This window comes from Mycobacterium sp. 1245499.0, assembly GCF_001673615.1.
Taxonomy (GTDB): domain Bacteria; phylum Actinomycetota; class Actinomycetes; order Mycobacteriales; family Mycobacteriaceae; genus Mycobacterium; species Mycobacterium europaeum_A.
On the sequence record NZ_LZMG01000296.1, the window covers coordinates 34,912 to 52,756 of the forward strand.

The 17,845-nt window shown below is 66.7% G+C and carries 14 protein-coding genes; 10 read left to right on the forward strand and 4 right to left on the reverse strand.

The genetic code is table 11. The features are described from left to right. The first annotated feature begins 25 nt into the window (after positions 1 to 25). The 3 genes from A5646_RS17815 to rplL all read left to right on the forward strand — a co-directional run bounded on the left by A5646_RS17815 (position 26) and on the right by rplL (position 1,776). Positions 26 to 466, forward strand: a complete 441-nt coding sequence (locus A5646_RS17815; RefSeq protein WP_066869246.1) for a DUF1772 domain-containing protein — start codon at positions 26 to 28, stop codon at positions 464 to 466. 249 nt (positions 467 to 715) lie between these two features. Continuing rightward, on the forward strand, positions 716 to 1,336 hold the full coding sequence (gene rplJ, locus A5646_RS17820) for a 50S ribosomal protein L10 (RefSeq protein WP_066869251.1): 621 nt from the start codon (positions 716 to 718) through the stop codon (positions 1,334 to 1,336). A 44-nt stretch (positions 1,337 to 1,380) separates the two neighbouring features. Next, positions 1,381 to 1,776 (forward strand): 50S ribosomal protein L7/L12, encoded by a 396-nt coding sequence (gene rplL / locus A5646_RS17825; protein ID WP_066869254.1) that lies wholly within the window; start codon positions 1,381 to 1,383, stop codon positions 1,774 to 1,776. Between the two features lie 50 nt (positions 1,777 to 1,826). Here rplL and A5646_RS17830 read toward each other — a convergent pair whose 3' ends face one another. Beyond that, positions 1,827 to 2,504: a TetR/AcrR family transcriptional regulator gene (locus A5646_RS17830; protein ID WP_066881192.1), complete on the reverse strand. Its 678-nt coding sequence runs from the start codon at positions 2,502 to 2,504 to the stop codon at positions 1,827 to 1,829. A gap of 71 nt (positions 2,505 to 2,575) precedes the next feature. Here A5646_RS17830 and A5646_RS17835 point away from each other — a divergent pair, with 71 nt between their 5' ends. The 5 genes from A5646_RS17835 (at position 2,576) to A5646_RS17855 (ending at position 13,924) form a co-directional block, all read left to right on the forward strand. Beyond that, on the forward strand, positions 2,576 to 4,093 hold the full coding sequence (locus A5646_RS17835) for a carotenoid oxygenase family protein (protein WP_066881159.1): 1,518 nt from the start codon (positions 2,576 to 2,578) through the stop codon (positions 4,091 to 4,093). 182 nt (positions 4,094 to 4,275) lie between these two features. Continuing rightward, positions 4,276 to 5,286, forward strand: coding sequence for an ABC transporter ATP-binding protein (locus A5646_RS17840; RefSeq protein ID WP_066869263.1), 1,011 nt, complete (start codon positions 4,276 to 4,278; stop codon positions 5,284 to 5,286). 400 nt (positions 5,287 to 5,686) lie between these two features. Next, positions 5,687 to 9,208 carry a DNA-directed RNA polymerase subunit beta gene (locus tag A5646_RS17845; protein ID WP_156749086.1) on the forward strand — a complete coding sequence of 1,174 codons (3,522 nt, stop codon included), beginning with the start codon at positions 5,687 to 5,689 and terminating at the stop codon, positions 9,206 to 9,208. 59 nt (positions 9,209 to 9,267) lie between these two features. Beyond that, positions 9,268 to 13,218, forward strand: a complete 3,951-nt coding sequence (locus A5646_RS17850) for a DNA-directed RNA polymerase subunit beta' (RefSeq protein ID WP_066869269.1) — start codon at positions 9,268 to 9,270, stop codon at positions 13,216 to 13,218. A gap of 166 nt (positions 13,219 to 13,384) precedes the next feature. Further along, on the forward strand, positions 13,385 to 13,924 hold the full coding sequence (locus tag A5646_RS17855; protein ID WP_156765636.1) for a hypothetical protein: 540 nt from the start codon (positions 13,385 to 13,387) through the stop codon (positions 13,922 to 13,924). On the opposite strand, the gene A5646_RS17860 is transcribed toward A5646_RS17855, so the two are convergent. The 3 genes from A5646_RS17860 to A5646_RS17870 all read right to left on the reverse strand — a co-directional run bounded on the left by A5646_RS17860 (position 13,921) and on the right by A5646_RS17870 (position 16,165). After that, positions 13,921 to 14,532, reverse strand: a complete 612-nt coding sequence (locus tag A5646_RS17860; RefSeq protein ID WP_156752925.1) for a hypothetical protein — start codon at positions 14,530 to 14,532, stop codon at positions 13,921 to 13,923. The genes A5646_RS17855 and A5646_RS17860 overlap by 4 nt on opposite strands. Next, complete coding sequence (locus tag A5646_RS17865) at positions 14,529 to 15,572, reverse strand: hypothetical protein (RefSeq protein WP_156765637.1); 1,044 nt, start codon at positions 15,570 to 15,572, stop codon at positions 14,529 to 14,531. Before A5646_RS17865 ends, A5646_RS17860 begins: the two co-directional genes overlap by 4 nt. A 293-nt stretch (positions 15,573 to 15,865) precedes the next feature. After that, the gene (locus A5646_RS17870; RefSeq protein WP_066878536.1) at positions 15,866 to 16,165 is read right to left on the reverse strand and encodes a hypothetical protein; all 300 of its coding nucleotides are present in this window, start codon (positions 16,163 to 16,165) and stop codon (positions 15,866 to 15,868) included. 135 nt (positions 16,166 to 16,300) lie between these two features. Here A5646_RS17870 and A5646_RS17875 point away from each other — a divergent pair, with 135 nt between their 5' ends. Beyond that, complete coding sequence (locus A5646_RS17875; protein ID WP_066869279.1) at positions 16,301 to 17,056, forward strand: deoxyribonuclease IV; 756 nt, start codon at positions 16,301 to 16,303, stop codon at positions 17,054 to 17,056. A 51-nt stretch (positions 17,057 to 17,107) separates the two neighbouring features. Further along, positions 17,108 to 17,845, forward strand: a 738-nt coding sequence (locus tag A5646_RS17880; protein WP_197505229.1) for an acyl-CoA dehydrogenase family protein, incomplete at its 3' end; no start/stop codon positions are given.

Here is a 17,845-nt window from a genome sequence, read left to right on the forward strand (position 1 = left end):
CGGGTTTCATGCCAAGGTCATTGTCATGAACCACAGCATCGACGCCCTCGCGGTCGTGGTCACCGGGCTGCTGGTCGGTGTGGAGCTGGCGGTCGCGGTGTTCTTCCACCCGCTGATCGCCCGGCTGCCCGACGACGCCTTCCGGGCGGCGCGCGGCGGCGCCGGCCGGGCGCTGGGCACGACGATGCCCTTCTGGTACGCCATCGTCCTGCTGCTGTTGGTGTCGCTTGCGGTCCAGGAGCGCGGCGCCCCACGCGATTGGCTCTGCGGCGTCGCCGCGGGCCTGATGGCCGTGGTGGTGTTGTCGACGGTCGCCCTGCTGGTGCCGATCAACAACCGCATCGCGAAGTGGCCCAGCACCGGTGAGCTCTCGCGTGAGCTCGCCGCCCGCTGGGATCGCCGGCACCGCGTGCGGGTGATCCTGCTGCTGGCGGTGTTCGTGCTGCTGGCCCTCGCCGTCACCTGAGTCCGCCGTTTTGGCTGACCGCGCCAGGTCGCGCTATTCTGTTGGCCGATCCACCGAAGACCGTCGGTCACCGAGCAATCGGTTGAAGGTCCGGGAGCATCCCGGCGGCCCACGCAGGAGGACGAGGCATCAGCGCCGGCTCGCGCCGGCGCATTTTCACGCCCCGGCCGCTTCTGCGCCGGGGCGTTCGTCGTTCTTGCGGGGGATCGAGACGACACGTCGCATTGACTTTCACTTCAGGAGGTAGGCATGGCCAGGGCTGACAAGGCCACCGCCGTTGCAGACATCGCCGAGCAGTTCAAGGAATCGACCGCGACCCTGATCACGGAATACCGCGGTCTGACCGTCGCCAACCTGGCCGAACTGCGGCGCTCGCTGGGCGGGGCGGCCACCTACTCGGTGGCCAAGAACACGCTGGTCAAGCGGGCGGCCTCGGAGGCCGGGGTCGAGGGGCTCGACGAGCTTTTCGCCGGCCCGACGGCCATCGCCTTCGTCACCGGGGAACCGGTCGACGCCGCCAAGGCGATCAAGACCTTCGCCAAGGAACACAAGGCGCTGGTCATCAAGGGCGGCTACATGGACGGCCGTGCGCTGACGGTCGCCGAAGTCGAGCGCATCGCCGACCTCGAGTCGCGCGAGGTGCTGCTGGCCAAGCTGGCCGGCGCGATGAAGGGCAACCTGGCCAAGGCGGCCGGGCTGTTCAACGCTCCGGCGTCGCAGGTCGCCCGCCTGGCGGCCGCTCTGCAGGAGAAGAAGGCCGCAGAGGGGCCAGCAGCTCCGGCAGAGCCCGCGCCCGCCGCGGAATCCACCCCGGAACCCGCTTCGGAAGCACCCGCTGAGGCGCCGGAAACCCCGGCCGAAGCCGAATAACAACCACCCCGGAACCTGGGAAAAACAAGGAAGGACCCACACCCATGGCAAAGCTGTCCACTGACGACCTGCTCGACGCGTTCAAGGAAATGACCCTGCTCGAGCTCTCCGACTTCGTGAAGAAGTTCGAGGAGACCTTCGAGGTCACCGCGGCCGCCCCGGTCGCCGTTGCCGCCGCCGGCGGTGGCGCCGCCGGTGGCGCGCCCGCCGAGGCCGCCGAGGAGCAGTCGGAGTTCGACGTCATCCTCGAGGCCGCCGGCGACAAGAAGATCGGCGTCATCAAGGTGGTCCGCGAGATCGTCTCCGGCCTGGGCCTCAAGGAGGCCAAGGACCTGGTCGACGGCGCCCCCAAGCCGCTGCTGGAGAAGGTGGCCAAGGAGGCCGCCGACGAGGCCAAGACCAAGCTCGAGGCCGCCGGCGCCACCGTCACCGTCAAGTAAGTCACTGCGCACCAAACCCCCGGGATGGCGATCCCGGGGGTTTCGTGCGCTCAGCGCCCCTGCATCGCCGTGTGCAGCGAGCGGGTAACCCGCTCCGGTGAATCACCAAGGGCGACAAGCAGGTTCGACGTCATCGAGCCGAGCACCGGCACGACGGCCGAGCTGTCAGCGCCGTAATAGCCGGCCAGCTCCAGCATGACGAACCCGTGGATCAACGCCCAGAACTGGGCCGCGGTGGCCACCACGGACGCGTCGTCGGTCGCGGCGCCGGCGGCGATCCGGCCGGCCACCATGCAGCGGTGCACTCCGCGCACCACGTGCGCGAAGCTCGGGTAGTCCCGCTCGATCTCGGCGACGGTCAGCGTCAGGACGTTGTGGGCGGGTGCGTTGATGCCGTGCGCGCTGGTGCTGCCGAACATCAGCCGGTACATGTGCGGGCGCTCGATGGCGTAGCGGCGGTAGGCCGCCCCGATCACGAACAGGTCCGCGACCGGGTCGTCGGTGCGCGGCACCGTCAGCGCGGCGTCGAACTGGCGCAGGCCCTCCTCGGCCACCTCGGCGATGAGCCCGCGCATCCCGCCGAAATGGGTGTAGACCGCCATCGTGGAGGTCCCCGCGGCGCCGGCCACCTTGCGGGTCTGCAGGGCGTCGGGTCCGTCCTCGTCGAGCAGGGCGACCGCCGCGTGCAGCATCCCCTCGCGGATGCTGCGCTGAACGTCTGAAGTCATCGTTGCCATCTTCTCATCGGCGGCGTACCGTGCCAATAACGCTGAAATAACAATGTTATAGGAGCTCAGTCATGGCGACTGCGACACCCGTCAAGCCCGGCAATCCCTACCTCGAGGACTTTCTCGCGCCGGTGCGCACCGAGGTCACCGCGCACGACCTGCGCGTCACCGGGCACATCCCCGACCACCTCGACGGGCGCTACCTGCGCAACGGGCCCAACCCGGTCGCCGAGGTGAACCCGGCCGTCTACCACTGGTTCAGCGGCGACGGCATGGTGCACGGGGTGGCGCTGCGCGGCGGCGAGGCGCGCTGGTATCGCAACCGGTGGGTGCGCACCGCCCACGTCTGCGCCGAACTCGGCGAGCCGGCGCCCAGCGGATTGGACCCGCGGGCGGGCATGCTCTCCGTCGGGCCCAACACCAACGTGCTGAGCCATGCCGGACAAACCCTCGCGCTCGTCGAGGGGGGCGGGACGAACTACCGCCTGACCGACGAGTTGGACACCGAGGGGCATTGCGATTTCGACGGGACGTTGTTCGGGGGCTACACCGCACATCCGCACGCCGATCCGCGGACCGGCGAATTGCACGCCGTCTCCTACTCGTTCACCCGCGGGCGCACCGTGCAGTACTCGGTCATCGACACCGCCGGCCGGGCTCGGCGCACGGTGGACATCGAGGTCGGCGGGTCGCCGATGATGCACGACTTCTCGCTGACCGACAAATACGTGGTGATCTACGACCTGCCGGTGACCTTCGACCCCGTGCAGGTGATGCCGACCAACGTGCCGCGCTGGCTGAGTCTGCCGGCCCGGCTGGTGCTGCAGTCGCTCATCGGACGCGTGCGGGTGCCCAGCCCGATGACGACCGTGATCAACCGCAATCGCGAGCCGATCAACCGGATGCCCTACCGCTGGAACCCCGGCTACCAAGCGCGCATCGGCGTCATGCCGAGGGAGGGCCACGGGAGCAATGCGGGCAAGGATGGCATCCGCTGGTTCGACATCGAACCCTGCTACGTCTACCACCCGCTCAACGCCTACTCCGAGATGCGTGCTGGCGCAGAGGTTCTGGTGCTCGACGTGGTGCGCTACTCGCGGATGTTCGACCGCGACCTGCGCGGTCCCGGCGACAGCCTGCCGACGCTGGACCGCTGGACCGTCAACCTGGCCACCGGGGCGGTCACCAGCGAGCGCCGCGACGATCGTCCACAGGAATTCCCACGGATCAACGAGTCGCTGTTGGGTGGGCGGCACCGGTACGGCTACACCATCGGCACCGAGGGCGGTTACCTGTCCGGCGGGGCGGCCGAGATGACCACCGCACTGTACAAACACGACTACGCCACGGGTTCTTGCGCGGCCGCCGGCCTGGATGCCGGCCTTTTGCTCGGCGAGATGTCCTTTGTGCCCAATCCCACACCCCGCGCCGAGGATGACGGCATCCTGATCGGCTTCGGCTATCACCGCGAGCACGACGAGGGCCAACTGCTCTTGCTGGACGCGCAGACGCTCGAGCAGGTCGCCACCGTGCACCTGCCGCAGCGGGTGCCGATGGGCTTCCACGGCAACTGGGCGCCCACTGGCTAACGGTTGGCTAACACGTGCGTCAAATAAGTTGTGCCATCGGGGCTTCCGGCTGATCTCAGGACGGCCAATTTTTCCCGGCAGTGCTCCGCATCCCTGATGCCGTGTGGCAGCCGTGCGCTACAGTGACTCATGCCACACAAAAGGGCAGGTGGCGGGCACGAGTGTCGACGGAAGGATTCCCCATGGGCGTCGCTATCGAGGTGAATGGACTGACGAAGTCCTTCGGCTCCTCGAGGATTTGGGAAGACGTGACGTTGGAAATCCCCGCCGGGGAGGTCAGCGTCCTGCTGGGGCCGTCGGGTACCGGCAAATCCGTGTTCCTGAAGTCCTTGATCGGTTTGTTGCGGCCCGAGCGCGGCTCGGTCGTCATCGACGGCACGGACATCCTGCAATGTACGGCCAAGGAGCTCTACGAGATCCGCACGCTGTTCGGTGTGATGTTCCAGGACGGCGCCCTGTTCGGATCGATGAACCTGTTCGACAACGCGGCTTTCCCGCTGCGCGAGCACACCAAGAAGAAGGAAGGCGAGATCCGTGACATCGTCATGGAGAAGCTGACCCTGGTCGGTCTCGGCGGCGACGAGAAGAAGTTCCCCGGAGAGATCTCCGGTGGTATGCGCAAGCGCGCCAGCCTGGCCCGCGCCCTGGTGATGGACCCGCAGATCATCCTCTGCGACGAGCCCGACTCCGGTCTGGACCCGGTCCGTACCGCCTACCTGAGCCAGTTGATCCTCGACATCAACGCCCAGATCGACGCCACGGTGCTGATCGTTACCCACAACATCAACATCGCCCGCACGGTGCCGGACAACATGGGCATGCTGTTCCGCCGCAAGCTGGTCATGTTCGGCCCGCGCGAGGTGCTGCTGACCAGCGACGAGCCCGTCGTGCGGCAGTTCCTCAACGGTCGCCGGATCGGACCGATCGGCATGTCCGAGGAGAAGGACGAGGCGACGATGGCCGAAGAGCAGGCCGCCCTGGACGCCGGCCAGCATGCCGGCGGTGTCGAGGAGATCGAGGGCGTGCCCCCGCAGATCGTCGCCTCGCCGGGCATGCCGGAGCGCAAGGCCGTCGCCCGCCGCCAGGCGCGGGTGCGTGAGATCCTGCACACCCTGCCGCAGAAGGCCCAAGCCGCGATCATCGACGACATGGAAGGCACCCACAAGTACCGCGCACACGAGGTCGGCGAGTAGGCAGCGACGTCCGGCGGTTCGCGATAACTCCGCGTAACACTCCCGGCCCGCCCTCTTGACGACGGGCCGTAAACGGGCCAGTCTGTTGGGCAGCATGTACCGGAATGGCCCAAGGGAAGTCGAGATCGCCAGCCAGCGCCGATGTCCCTGGACTGCTAACGCTGGGAAGTTGAGGAATGCGCGGTCCTGCGCTATTGTTGGACGTTGCGCTGGCTACCTCCTGCCCACCTCACCCGCCACCTGACACCGTGGTCTAAGCCTGAGCCCCCTTACGTGGCTTAGTTCTAGTTGCGCGTGAGATCCGGACAGTTCGTTCGCCGGCCGAACCGACACAATTCGCGGCGAGCTGGCCGGTGGTCCCGGCCTTCGTGAGTCGCACGAGGTGCTGGAAGGATGCATCTTGGCAGATTTCCGCCAGAGCAAGACGGATCGCCCACAAAGTTCCTCTAACGGAAGTTCCTCAAACGGCTCCGTGCCCGGAGCGCCCAACCGAGTTTCCTTCGCCAAGCTCCGCGAACCGCTCGAGGTTCCCGGCCTGCTTGACGTGCAGATCGACTCCTTCGAGTGGTTGATCGGCGCGCCGCGGTGGCGCGAGGCCGCCGCCGCCCGCGGCGACGTCACTCCGGTGGGCGGCCTGGAAGAGGTGCTCTACGAGCTCTCGCCGATCGAGGACTTTTCCGGCTCGATGTCGCTGTCGTTCTCCGACCCGCGTTTCGACGAGGTCAAGGCGCCGGTCGACGAGTGCAAAGACAAGGACATGACGTACGCGGCCCCGCTGTTCGTCACGGCCGAGTTCATCAACAACAACACCGGCGAGATCAAGAGCCAGACGGTGTTCATGGGTGACTTCCCGATGATGACCGAGAAGGGCACCTTCATCATCAACGGCACCGAGCGTGTCGTGGTCAGCCAGCTGGTCCGCTCGCCCGGTGTGTACTTCGACGAGACGATCGACAAGTCCACCGAGAAGCTGCTGCACAGCGTCAAGGTGATCCCCAGCCGGGGCGCCTGGCTGGAGTTCGACGTCGACAAGCGCGACACCGTCGGCGTGCGCATCGACCGCAAGCGCCGCCAGCCCGTCACCGTGCTGCTCAAGGCGCTGGGCTGGACCAACGAGCAGATCACCGAGCGGTTCGGCTTCTCCGAGATCATGATGTCGACGCTGGAGAAGGACAACACCGCCGGCACCGACGAGGCGCTGCTGGACATCTACCGCAAGCTGCGTCCGGGCGAGCCGCCGACCAAGGAGTCCGCGCAGACCCTGCTGGAGAACCTGTTCTTCAAGGAGAAGCGCTACGACCTGGCCCGCGTCGGCCGTTACAAGGTCAACAAGAAGCTCGGCCTGAACGTGGGCGAGCCGATCACGAGCTCGACGCTGACCGAGGAAGACGTCGTCGCCACCATCGAGTACCTGGTGCGCCTGCACCACGCCCGTACGGATGGCCAGCCCGCGGTCATGACTGTCCCCGGCGGCACCGAGGTGCCGGTGGAGACCGACGACATCGACCACTTCGGCAACCGGCGGTTGCGCACGGTCGGCGAGCTGATCCAGAACCAGATCCGGGTCGGCATGTCCCGGATGGAGCGCGTCGTGCGCGAGCGGATGACCACCCAGGACGTCGAGGCCATCACGCCGCAGACCCTGATCAACATCCGGCCGGTCGTCGCCGCGATCAAGGAGTTCTTCGGCACCAGCCAGTTGTCGCAGTTCATGGACCAGAACAACCCGCTGTCCGGGCTGACCCACAAGCGTCGTCTCTCGGCGCTGGGCCCCGGCGGTCTGTCCCGTGAGCGCGCCGGCCTGGAGGTCCGTGACGTCCACCCGTCGCACTACGGCCGCATGTGCCCGATCGAGACCCCGGAGGGTCCGAACATCGGTCTGATCGGCTCGCTGTCGGTGTACGCCCGGGTCAACCCGTTCGGCTTCATCGAGACGCCGTACCGCAAGGTGGTCGACGGTGTGGTCTCCGACGAGATCCACTACCTGACCGCCGACGAGGAGGACCGCCACGTCGTGGCGCAGGCCAACTCGCCGATCGACGACAAGGGCCGCTTCGAGGAGTCGCGCGTCCTGGTCCGCCGCAAGGCGGGCGAGGTCGAATACGTCCCGTCCTCCGAGGTGGACTACATGGACGTGTCGCCGCGCCAGATGGTGTCGGTGGCCACGGCCATGATCCCGTTCCTCGAGCACGACGACGCCAACCGCGCCCTGATGGGTGCCAACATGCAGCGCCAGGCGGTTCCGCTGGTGCGCAGCGAGGCGCCGCTGGTGGGCACCGGCATGGAGTTGCGTGCGGCGATCGACGCCGGCGACGTGGTGGTGGCCGACAAGGCCGGCGTGATCGAGGAGGTCTCCGCCGACTACATCACCGTGATGGCCGACGACGGCACCCGGCACACCTACCGGATGCGCAAGTTCGAGCGGTCCAACCACGGCACCTGCGCCAACCAGTCGCCGATCGTCGACGCCGGTGAGCGGGTGGAGGCCGGTCAGGTCATCGCCGACGGTCCGTGCACCGAGAACGGCGAGATGGCGCTCGGCAAGAACCTGCTCGTGGCGATCATGCCGTGGGAAGGCCACAACTACGAGGACGCGATCATCCTGTCCAACCGCCTGGTTGAGGAGGACGTGCTCACCTCGATCCACATCGAGGAGCACGAGATCGACGCCCGCGACACCAAGCTGGGCGCCGAGGAGATCACCCGGGACATCCCGAACGTCTCCGACGAGGTGCTGGCCGACCTGGACGAGCGCGGCATCGTGCGCATCGGTGCCGAGGTCCGCGACGGCGACATCCTGGTCGGCAAGGTCACCCCGAAGGGTGAGACCGAGCTGACCCCGGAGGAGCGGCTGCTGCGCGCGATCTTCGGCGAGAAGGCCCGCGAGGTCCGCGACACCTCACTGAAGGTGCCGCACGGCGAGTCCGGCAAGGTCATCGGCATCCGGGTGTTCTCCCGCGAGGACGACGACGAGCTGCCGGCCGGTGTCAACGAGCTGGTGCGCGTCTACGTGGCCCAGAAGCGCAAGATCTCCGACGGCGACAAGCTCGCCGGACGCCACGGCAACAAGGGCGTCATCGGCAAGATCCTGCCGCAGGAGGACATGCCGTTCCTGCCGGACGGCACGCCGGTCGACATCATCTTGAACACCCACGGTGTGCCGCGACGGATGAACATCGGCCAGATCTTGGAGACCCACCTCGGGTGGGTGGCCAAGTCCGGCTGGAACATCGAGGGCACGCCCGACTGGGCGGCGAACCTGCCGGAGGACCTGCGGCACGCGCAGCCGGACCAGATCGTGTCGACGCCGGTGTTCGACGGCGCCAAGGAGGAGGAGCTGCAGGGCATGCTGTCCTGCACGCTGCCCAACCGCGACGGCGAGGTCATGGTCGACGGCGACGGCAAGGCGGTGCTGTTCGACGGCCGCAGCGGCGAGCCGTTCCCGTACCCGGTGACCGTTGGCTACATGTACATCATGAAGCTGCACCACCTGGTGGACGACAAGATCCACGCCCGCTCCACCGGTCCGTACTCGATGATCACGCAGCAGCCGCTGGGTGGTAAGGCGCAGTTCGGTGGTCAGCGCTTCGGTGAGATGGAGTGCTGGGCCATGCAGGCCTACGGCGCGGCGTACACGCTGCAGGAGCTGTTGACCATCAAGTCCGACGACACCGTCGGCCGGGTCAAGGTGTACGAGGCGATCGTCAAGGGCGAGAACATCCCGGAGCCGGGTATCCCCGAGTCCTTCAAGGTGTTGCTCAAGGAGCTGCAGTCGCTCTGCCTCAACGTCGAGGTGCTCTCCTCCGACGGTGCGGCGATCGAGTTGCGCGAAGGCGAGGACGAAGACCTCGAGCGGGCAGCGGCGAACCTGGGAATCAACCTGTCCCGCAACGAATCCGCGTCCGTCGAGGATCTCGCCTAGCTTGACCCCACGCAAAGCGTTTTTTCAGTTACTAAACCCGCAAGGGGAAAGGGAGTTACGTGCTCGACGTCAACTTCTTCGATGAACTCCGTATCGGCCTGGCCACCGCGGAGGACATCAGGCAATGGTCTTACGGCGAGGTCAAGAAGCCGGAGACGATCAACTACCGCACGCTGAAGCCGGAGAAGGACGGCCTGTTCTGCGAGAAGATCTTCGGACCGACTCGCGACTGGGAGTGCTACTGCGGCAAGTACAAGCGGGTCCGGTTCAAGGGCATCATCTGTGAGCGCTGCGGCGTCGAGGTGACCCGCGCCAAGGTGCGTCGCGAGCGGATGGGTCACATCGAGCTGGCCGCTCCCGTCACGCACATCTGGTACTTCAAGGGCGTGCCGTCGCGGCTGGGGTACCTGCTCGACCTGGCGCCCAAGGATCTCGAGAAGATCATCTACTTCGCCGCCTACGTCATCACCTCGGTCGACGAGGAGATGCGCCACAACGAGCTCTCGACCCTCGAGGCCGAAATGCTGGTGGAGCGCAAGGCCATTGAGGACCAGCGCGACGCCGACCTGGAGGCCCGCGCCCAGAAGCTCGAGGCCGACCTGGCCGAGCTGGAGGCCGAGGGCGCGAAAGCCGACGCACGCCGCAAGGTTCGCGACGGCGGCGAGCGCGAGATGCGTCAGCTGCGCGACCGTGCTCAGCGCGAGCTGGACCGGCTCGAGGAGATCTGGACGACCTTCACCAAGCTGGCCCCCAAGCAGCTGATCGTCGACGAGAACCTCTACCGCGAGCTGATCGACCGCTTCGGTGAGTACTTCACCGGCGCCATGGGCGCGGAGTCGATCCAGAAGCTGATCGAGAACTTCGACATCGACGCCGAGGCCGAGATCCTGCGTGACGTCATCCGGAACGGCAAGGGGCAGAAGAAGCTTCGCGCCCTCAAGCGGCTCAAGGTGGTCGCCGCGTTCCAGCAGTCGGGCAACTCCCCGATGGGCATGGTGCTCGACGCCGTCCCGGTGATCCCGCCGGAGCTGCGCCCGATGGTGCAGCTCGACGGTGGCCGGTTCGCCACGTCGGACCTCAACGACCTGTACCGCCGGGTGATCAACCGGAACAACCGGCTCAAGAGGCTGATCGACCTCGGTGCCCCCGAGATCATCGTCAACAACGAGAAGCGGATGTTGCAGGAGTCCGTGGACGCGCTGTTCGACAACGGCCGCCGCGGCCGCCCGGTCACCGGGCCGGGTAACCGCCCGCTGAAGTCGCTGTCGGATCTGCTCAAGGGTAAGCAGGGCCGGTTCCGCCAGAACCTGCTCGGTAAGCGCGTCGACTACTCGGGCCGTTCGGTCATCGTGGTCGGCCCGCAGCTCAAGCTGCACCAGTGCGGTCTGCCCAAGCTGATGGCGCTGGAGCTGTTCAAGCCGTTCGTGATGAAGCGACTGGTCGACCTGAACCACGCGCAGAACATCAAGAGCGCCAAGCGCATGGTGGAGCGCCAGCGTCCCCAGGTGTGGGATGTCCTCGAAGAGGTCATCGCCGAGCACCCGGTGCTGCTGAACCGCGCGCCCACCCTGCACCGGCTGGGTATCCAGGCCTTCGAGCCGATGCTGGTGGAAGGCAAGGCAATTCAGCTGCACCCGCTGGTGTGTGAGGCGTTCAACGCGGACTTCGACGGTGACCAGATGGCGGTGCACCTGCCGCTGTCCGCCGAGGCGCAGGCCGAGGCACGCATCTTGATGCTGTCGAGTAACAACATCCTGTCGCCCGCGTCGGGCCGACCGCTGGCCATGCCGCGTCTGGACATGGTGACCGGTCTGTACTACCTGACCACCGAAGTCGACGGGGACAAGGGCGAATATAAGGCAGCCGCCAAGGATGAGCCCGAGGTCGGGGTGTACGCCTCGCCGGCCGAGGCGATCATGGCGTCGGACCGTGGCGTGCTGTCGGTGCGGGCCAAGATCAAGGTGCGGCTGACCCAGTTGCGTCCGCCGGCCGAGATCGAGGCCGAGCTGTTCGGCGCGAACGGCTGGCAGCCCGGCGATGCCTGGTTGGCCGAGACCACCCTGGGCCGGGTGCTGTTCAACGAGCTGCTGCCGGTGGGCTATCCGTTCGTGAACAAGCAGATGCACAAGAAGGTGCAGGCGTCGATCATCAACGATCTGGCCGAGCGCTACCCGATGATCGTGGTCGCGCAGACCGTGGACAAGCTCAAGGACGCCGGTTTCTACTGGGCGACCCGCAGCGGTGTCACGGTCTCGATGGCCGACGTGCTCGTCCCGCCGCGCAAGAAGGAAATCCTCGACCAGTACGAGGAGCGCGCCGAGAAGGTCGAAAAGCAGTTCCAGCGTGGTGCTTTGAACCACGACGAGCGCAACGAGGCGCTGGTGGAGATCTGGAAGGAAGCCACCGACGAGGTCGGTCAGGCGCTGCGTGAGCACTACCCGGCCGACAACCCGATCATCACGATCGTCGACTCGGGCGCCACGGGTAACTTCACCCAGACGCGAACGCTGGCCGGCATGAAGGGTCTGGTGACCAACCCGAAGGGTGAGTTCATCCCGCGTCCGGTCAAGTCCTCGTTCCGTGAGGGCCTGACCGTGCTGGAGTACTTCATCAACACCCACGGTGCTCGAAAGGGCTTGGCGGACACCGCGTTGCGTACCGCCGACTCCGGGTACCTGACCCGTCGTCTGGTGGACGTGAGCCAGGACGTCATCGTCCGCGAGCACGACTGCGAGACCGAGCGGGGCATCCTCGTCGAGCTGGCCGAGCGCCAGCCCGACGGCACCGTGATCCGTGACCCGTACATCGAAACCTCGGCGTACGCACGGACTTTGGGCGCCGACGCGGTCGACGAGGCCGGCAACGTCGTCGTGCCGCGTGGCGAGGACCTGGGTGACCCGGAGATCGACGCCCTGCTGGCCGCGGGCATCACGTCGGTCAAGGTGCGCTCGGTGCTGACGTGTACCACCGGAACCGGCGTGTGTGCCACCTGCTACGGGCGGTCCATGGCCACCGGCAAGCTGGTCGACATCGGCGAGGCAGTCGGTATCGTCGCGGCGCAATCCATCGGTGAGCCCGGTACCCAGCTGACCATGCGTACCTTCCACCAGGGTGGTGTCGGTGAGGACATCACCGGCGGTCTGCCCCGGGTGCAGGAGCTGTTCGAGGCGCGCATCCCGCGCGGCAAGGCGCCGATCGCCGACGTCACCGGGCGGGTCCGTCTCGAGGACGGTGAGCGCTTCTACAAGATCACCATCGTTCCCGACGACGGCAGCGAAGAGGTCGTGTACGACAAGCTGTCCAAGCGGCAGCGGCTGCGGGTGTTCAAGCACGAGGACGGTTCCGAGCGGGTGCTCTCCGACGGCGACCACGTCGAGGTGGGTCAGCAGCTGATGGAAGGCTCGGCCGACCCGCACGAGGTGCTGCGCGTGCAGGGCCCCCGCGAGGTGCAGATCCACCTGGTCCGTGAGGTCCAGGAGGTCTACCGCGCTCAGGGTGTGTCGATCCACGACAAGCACATCGAGGTGATCGTTCGCCAGATGCTGCGCCGCGTCACCATCATCGACTCGGGCTCGACGGAGTTCCTGCCCGGCTCGCTGATCGACCGTGCGGAGTTCGAGGCGGAGAACCGCCGCGTGGTGGCCGAGGGCGGCGAGCCCGCGGCCGGGCGTCCGGTGCTGATGGGTATCACGAAGGCGTCGCTGGCCACCGACTCGTGGCTGTCCGCGGCGTCGTTCCAGGAGACCACGCGAGTGCTGACCGATGCGGCGATCAACTGCCGCAGCGACAAGCTCAACGGTCTGAAGGAGAACGTGATCATCGGAAAGCTGATCCCGGCCGGTACCGGTATCAACCGGTACCGCAACATCCAGGTGCAGCCGACCGAGGAGGCTCGGGCCGCCGCGTACACGATCCCGTCCTACGAGGATCAGTACTACAGCCCGGACTTCGGCCAGGCCACCGGTGCCGCGGTGCCGCTGGACGACTACGGCTACAGCGACTACCGCTAGTCGACAACGAAAAAGCCCCGGGGTTCGCCCCGGGGCTTTTTCGTTGCGTCACGAGAGTGGCCGAGCCGCACGTTCGACGTCCAGCGCGCGGCCAGCGCACACCGGCGGGTGGCTTGCTTCCCGGCGACATTTCGCGTGTGCTTCTAGGCGACGGAGGTGAGAAGCGATGGACGAGCCAGCTGGCGTGGCGACGGGTGCTGCACCGGCGGAGGAGGTGTTGGCGTATCGGGGTGAGGTGTTCATCAACTTCCGGACGAGTCGGCAATGGGTGGTCATTAAATTGTTCACATTTCCCGCCGATGCGAACGACCGCGACATCCTGGCGTTGTTGATCCAACATTTGCGTTATCGCGACAGCTATGCGACGCGAAATTTCCAGGACGCCAAAACGATTCACGGGCCTTACTGGTTGAACGCCATCACTCCCGAGGCCTTTTCCGCGGTCTCTGCGGAGGACGCCGAAGCGTTGCTGCGCACGTGGGCCGAATACCAAGCGCCCTTACCCACGGCCCGTCGCGACGAAATGGAAAGCGAGCTTTACCCGCGCATTCGTGGCGCGACCGCCCGCTACCAGCTCGCCGATCTGCGGGACACCGCTGAACATGATTGGGGCTCATCCGTGGGCTCCGACAGCGGTTTTCAGGAGTTTGTGTTGATCGATCGCCGCGCCGGCAGTGTCGCACTGGTTGTCGCCAGCGATGACTAGCTGGTGGGCTGCCCGGCGGCGAGTCCGGCAAGGAATCCTTGGTACACGCCGTCGCTGAGCACGCTGATGTCGCCAGATAGCCGGTCGCGGCATGCGGTATCGACGTACAGGGAGTGCACGAATAGTCGGCCCGCGCGCAATTGTTCAGAACCCGCGACATAGTTGCTTTGTTGGATCCACACGCTGTGGTCGCCGAGGTGGGCGATGCCGCTGCTGCGCACAGCGGCCGTCCACTGGATCGGCGGGACGGGCAGTGCCTTGACGGCGATATCGGTGGCATTCATACCGCGCAGCATCCGGTCCGCGTTGTGGAATACGTCCGAGAAGAAGGGTCGGCCGGTATAGCCGAAGACGCTTATGGTGTCGGCAGCGTCCCACTCGCCGCCGCCACGGGGTCCGGTCACGGCGATGCGCGCCCACGGCAGATTTGCATCGTCGGGCAGTGGACGCAGTTCCCAACCAGGGGGTATGCCTAATAGTTTCAGCCACTCAGGTACCTGAACCCCGGGCAGACCGACCACGTCGTCGATGTACTCGTCCTCAATGAGGGTATCTACGAGCGACGGCGGAAGAGGATCTCGCATCGGCCCGGTGGATGAGACGCTCACGGCACAGCCGCCTCACCGGTCTGCCCACCGCCGGAAAGAATCGTCCATACAAGAATCCCGCCAACCATTACCCAGCCGAACACTGCTTTGCCTCCCTCACTGAGATCGTGGCCGACCTGTGGTAACCACGACGGCCCGCCGGGCGGCGGCGCCGGATGGGGCGCCGGTGACCCCGGCGCATCCGGCTGGTCCCAGCCGAACGCGGGCGGTTGTTGCACCGGGCTAACGGTGAATCCCGGCGGGGACGGGTCCTGCAACCACGGCGGGAGGTCGGCCGGATGGGGGATCTGCGTCGGTGGCAGCGTCGGCGGTGGCGGATGCCCCGAGAGCGGCGGCTGCGGCTCCGGAATTGGATGTTGATCAATGTCTGGAAGGACCGGCGGATCGTCTACAACTGGCGCCAACGGCAAGTGAACTTTGGGTCCCTTGGTTTTGCCCGGAGGGACTGCTTCGATAGTCGGCCCCCCGGAGGTGCTGTCCGGACGCAGCTTGACCTCCGTGCCATCCGGAAGTTTCATACGCGGGAACCCACCCGAATTGGGTAAGTCGCCGACGGCGCCTTTACTCAACCACTCGAAGAATTTCCGAATCTCTTCCGGTGTGTCCAACTCTCGATGTGGGTCGTTCTTGCCCGGTGGAAGTTGTTGCAAAATCTTTCGGACGTCATCCCAATTCTGTGGTGGTGGCAGGTCTTTCCATGGCGGATCCGCCCCAGGATCTGCGGGCGGCGCCGGGTCCTGCTTGAAGGTGTGGTTGTCGACGCTGTGGATCTCGGGCTTTCGCGGTGCCGTCTGCGGCGCGGAACCTTGCGGAAAGATGTCACGGATGCCCGCCACGGCCGCGGTGATCTTGCCGGCGACTTGTTGATCGAGGGCGACCAGTTGTGCGGCTCGTCGGCGAATGTCGGCGGCTAGTGCCTGCGCTTGGGCTTGTCGTGCGGCGCGTTCGGCCGCCGATCCCCCAGTGGAGCGGTCGATGACCGCCATGTCGTCATCGACGTCGAACCCTGCCGCGTTGGCGTCCAGCACCGCGTAGCGCACCCGCGACCGTGCCGCTTGAAGGTCTGAAGCGCCGCTGCGAGCCATCTTGGCCGCCGCCTGCAGTTGGTCGGCCACCCCGCTGGTAGCCAGCATGTCGGCATGGGCGGCCGTGCGCAGCGCCTCGGCGCCATTTCCGTGCCAATCCGCCGCCAACGCGTCGCGCCACGCTCGGTTAGCCACTCCGTAGCTGCGCGCGCCCACCAATTCCCAGTGGTCGGCCGCCTCCGTGAGATACCCGTTGGGCCACGCCACCAGCTGAGAGAGGCTCGGGATCCCAGCACCCGCCGACATCGCTACACGCCGGTCACCCGAGGAGCCACCGAGGCTAACGCGTTCGCCGCATCGGCTTCATTGGCTACGTAGCCCGCGTCGGCCTCGCCGATGTGGGCTGCATGGGCGCCGACCCGGGCGGCCAGTGCCGCGGTGAACTCCGTGACCTCAATATGCGCGGCGTTAACTGCCGCGGCGCTGGCCTGACACGAGAAGCCGATCCATGCCGGGGGGACCTCCGTCCCAGCCAGCTCGCCGACCGACGCCGCCCATCGGGCGGCCATCGCCTGGACGCCAGCGGTATCGACACGCAGCAGCGGCATGGAAAAATTCTATTCGCGTGTGCGCGAGGCGAAAGTCACCCAGGCGATCGGTGTCCCATCGAGCTCATCGGCACAGCGCGCTAGTGCATGTGCTGGTGGATCGCTCGCGTCACTACCCCTCACTAGACTGTCCCCGTGCTCATCGGTTCACACGTCCGCAACGACGACCCGCTGGCCGCCGCGCAGGCCGACGGAGCCGACGTCGTGCAGTTCTTCCTCGGCAACCCGCAGAGCTGGAAAAAACCCAAGCCCCGCGAGGACGCCGAGGCGCTCAAAGCGTCGACCGTCCCGCTGTACGTCCATGCGCCGTACCTCATCAACGTCGCGTCGGCGAACAACCGCATCCGGATCCCGTCGCGCAAGATCCTGCAGGACACCTGCGACGCGGCCGCGCAGATCGACGCGACGGCGGTCATCGTGCATGGCGGCCACGCCGACGACGACGACATGGAAGCCGGCTTCCAGCGGTGGGTCAAAGCGCTGGACTACCTGGAATCAGACGTGCAGGTGTACCTGGAGAACACCGCCGGCGGCGACCACGCGATGGCCCGCTATTTCGACACCATCGGCCGGCTGTGGGATCACATCGGCGACAAGGGAATTGGCTTCTGCCTGGACACCTGCCACGCCTGGGCCGCCGGGGAGGCCCTGATCGACGCGGTCGACCGGATCAAGTCGCTGACCGGACGCATCGACCTGGTGCACTGCAACGACTCGAGGGACGCGGCCGGCTCCGGTGCCGACCGGCACGCCAACTTCGGCACCGGCCAGATCGACCCGCAGCTGCTCGTCGCGGTGGTCGAGGCCGCCGGCGCACCGGTGATCTGCGAAACCGCGGACGAGGGCCGCAAGGACGACATCGCCTTCCTGCGGGAGAACGTCAAGGACTAACCCGCTGTTACACCTCTTGTGCAGCTGTCGGGACAATGTAACATTGGTGGCATGTCGGATACGCATGTCGTCACCAACCAGGTCCCGCCCCTGGAGAACCACAACCCCGCCAGTTCCGCGGTGCTCATCGAGGCCCTGATCCGCGAGGGCGGCCAGTGGGGCCTGGAGGAGGTGAATGAGGTTGGGGCGCTGTCGGCCACCCAGCAGGCGCAGCGGTGGGGCGAGCTCGCCGACCGCAATCGGCCCGTCCTGCACACCCACGACCGCAACGGCCACCGCATCGACGAGGTCGAGTACGACCCCGCCTACCACGAACTGATGCGCGCGGCGATCGCCCACGGCATGCACGCCGCGCCCTGGGCCGACGAGCGGCCGGGCGCGCACGTGGTCCGCGCCGCCAAGACGTCGGTGTGGACGGTCGAGCCGGGCCACGTCTGCCCGATCTCGATGACGTACGCCGTCGTTCCCGCGCTGCGCTTCAACCCCGAGCTGGCCAGGGTGTACGAGCCGCTGCTGACCAGCCGCGAATACGACCCCGAGCTCCGGCTGGCCACCACCAAGCCGGGTATCACCGCGGGCATGTCGATGACGGAGAAGCAGGGTGGCTCCGATGTGCGCGCCGGCACCACCCAGGCGATCCCGAACGCTGACGGCTCCTACCGCCTGACCGGTCACAAGTGGTTCACCTCGGCGCCGATGTGCGACATCTTCTTGGTGCTCGCGCAGGCACCGGGCGGGCTGTCGTGCTTTCTGCTGCCGCGGGTGTTGCCCGACGGCACCCGCAACCGG

What these genes read in the sequence shown, in the direction of transcription:
- A5646_RS17815 (WP_066869246.1), top strand. Translation starts at nt 26, where the DNA reads ATGAACCACAGCATCGACGCCCTCGCGGTCGTGGTCACCGGGCTGCTG.
- rplJ (WP_066869251.1), top strand. Translation starts at nt 716, where the DNA reads ATGGCCAGGGCTGACAAGGCCACCGCCGTTGCAGACATCGCCGAGCAG.
- rplL (WP_066869254.1), top strand. Translation starts at nt 1,381, where the DNA reads ATGGCAAAGCTGTCCACTGACGACCTGCTCGACGCGTTCAAGGAAATG.
- A5646_RS17830 (WP_066881192.1), bottom strand. Translation starts at nt 2,504, where the DNA reads ATGACTTCAGACGTTCAGCGCAGCATCCGCGAGGGGATGCTGCACGCG.
- A5646_RS17835 (WP_066881159.1), top strand. Translation starts at nt 2,576, where the DNA reads ATGGCGACTGCGACACCCGTCAAGCCCGGCAATCCCTACCTCGAGGAC.
- A5646_RS17840 (WP_066869263.1), top strand. Translation starts at nt 4,276, where the DNA reads ATGGGCGTCGCTATCGAGGTGAATGGACTGACGAAGTCCTTCGGCTCC.
- A5646_RS17855 (WP_156765636.1), top strand. Translation starts at nt 13,385, where the DNA reads ATGGACGAGCCAGCTGGCGTGGCGACGGGTGCTGCACCGGCGGAGGAG.
- A5646_RS17870 (WP_066878536.1), bottom strand. Translation starts at nt 16,165, where the DNA reads ATGCCGCTGCTGCGTGTCGATACCGCTGGCGTCCAGGCGATGGCCGCC.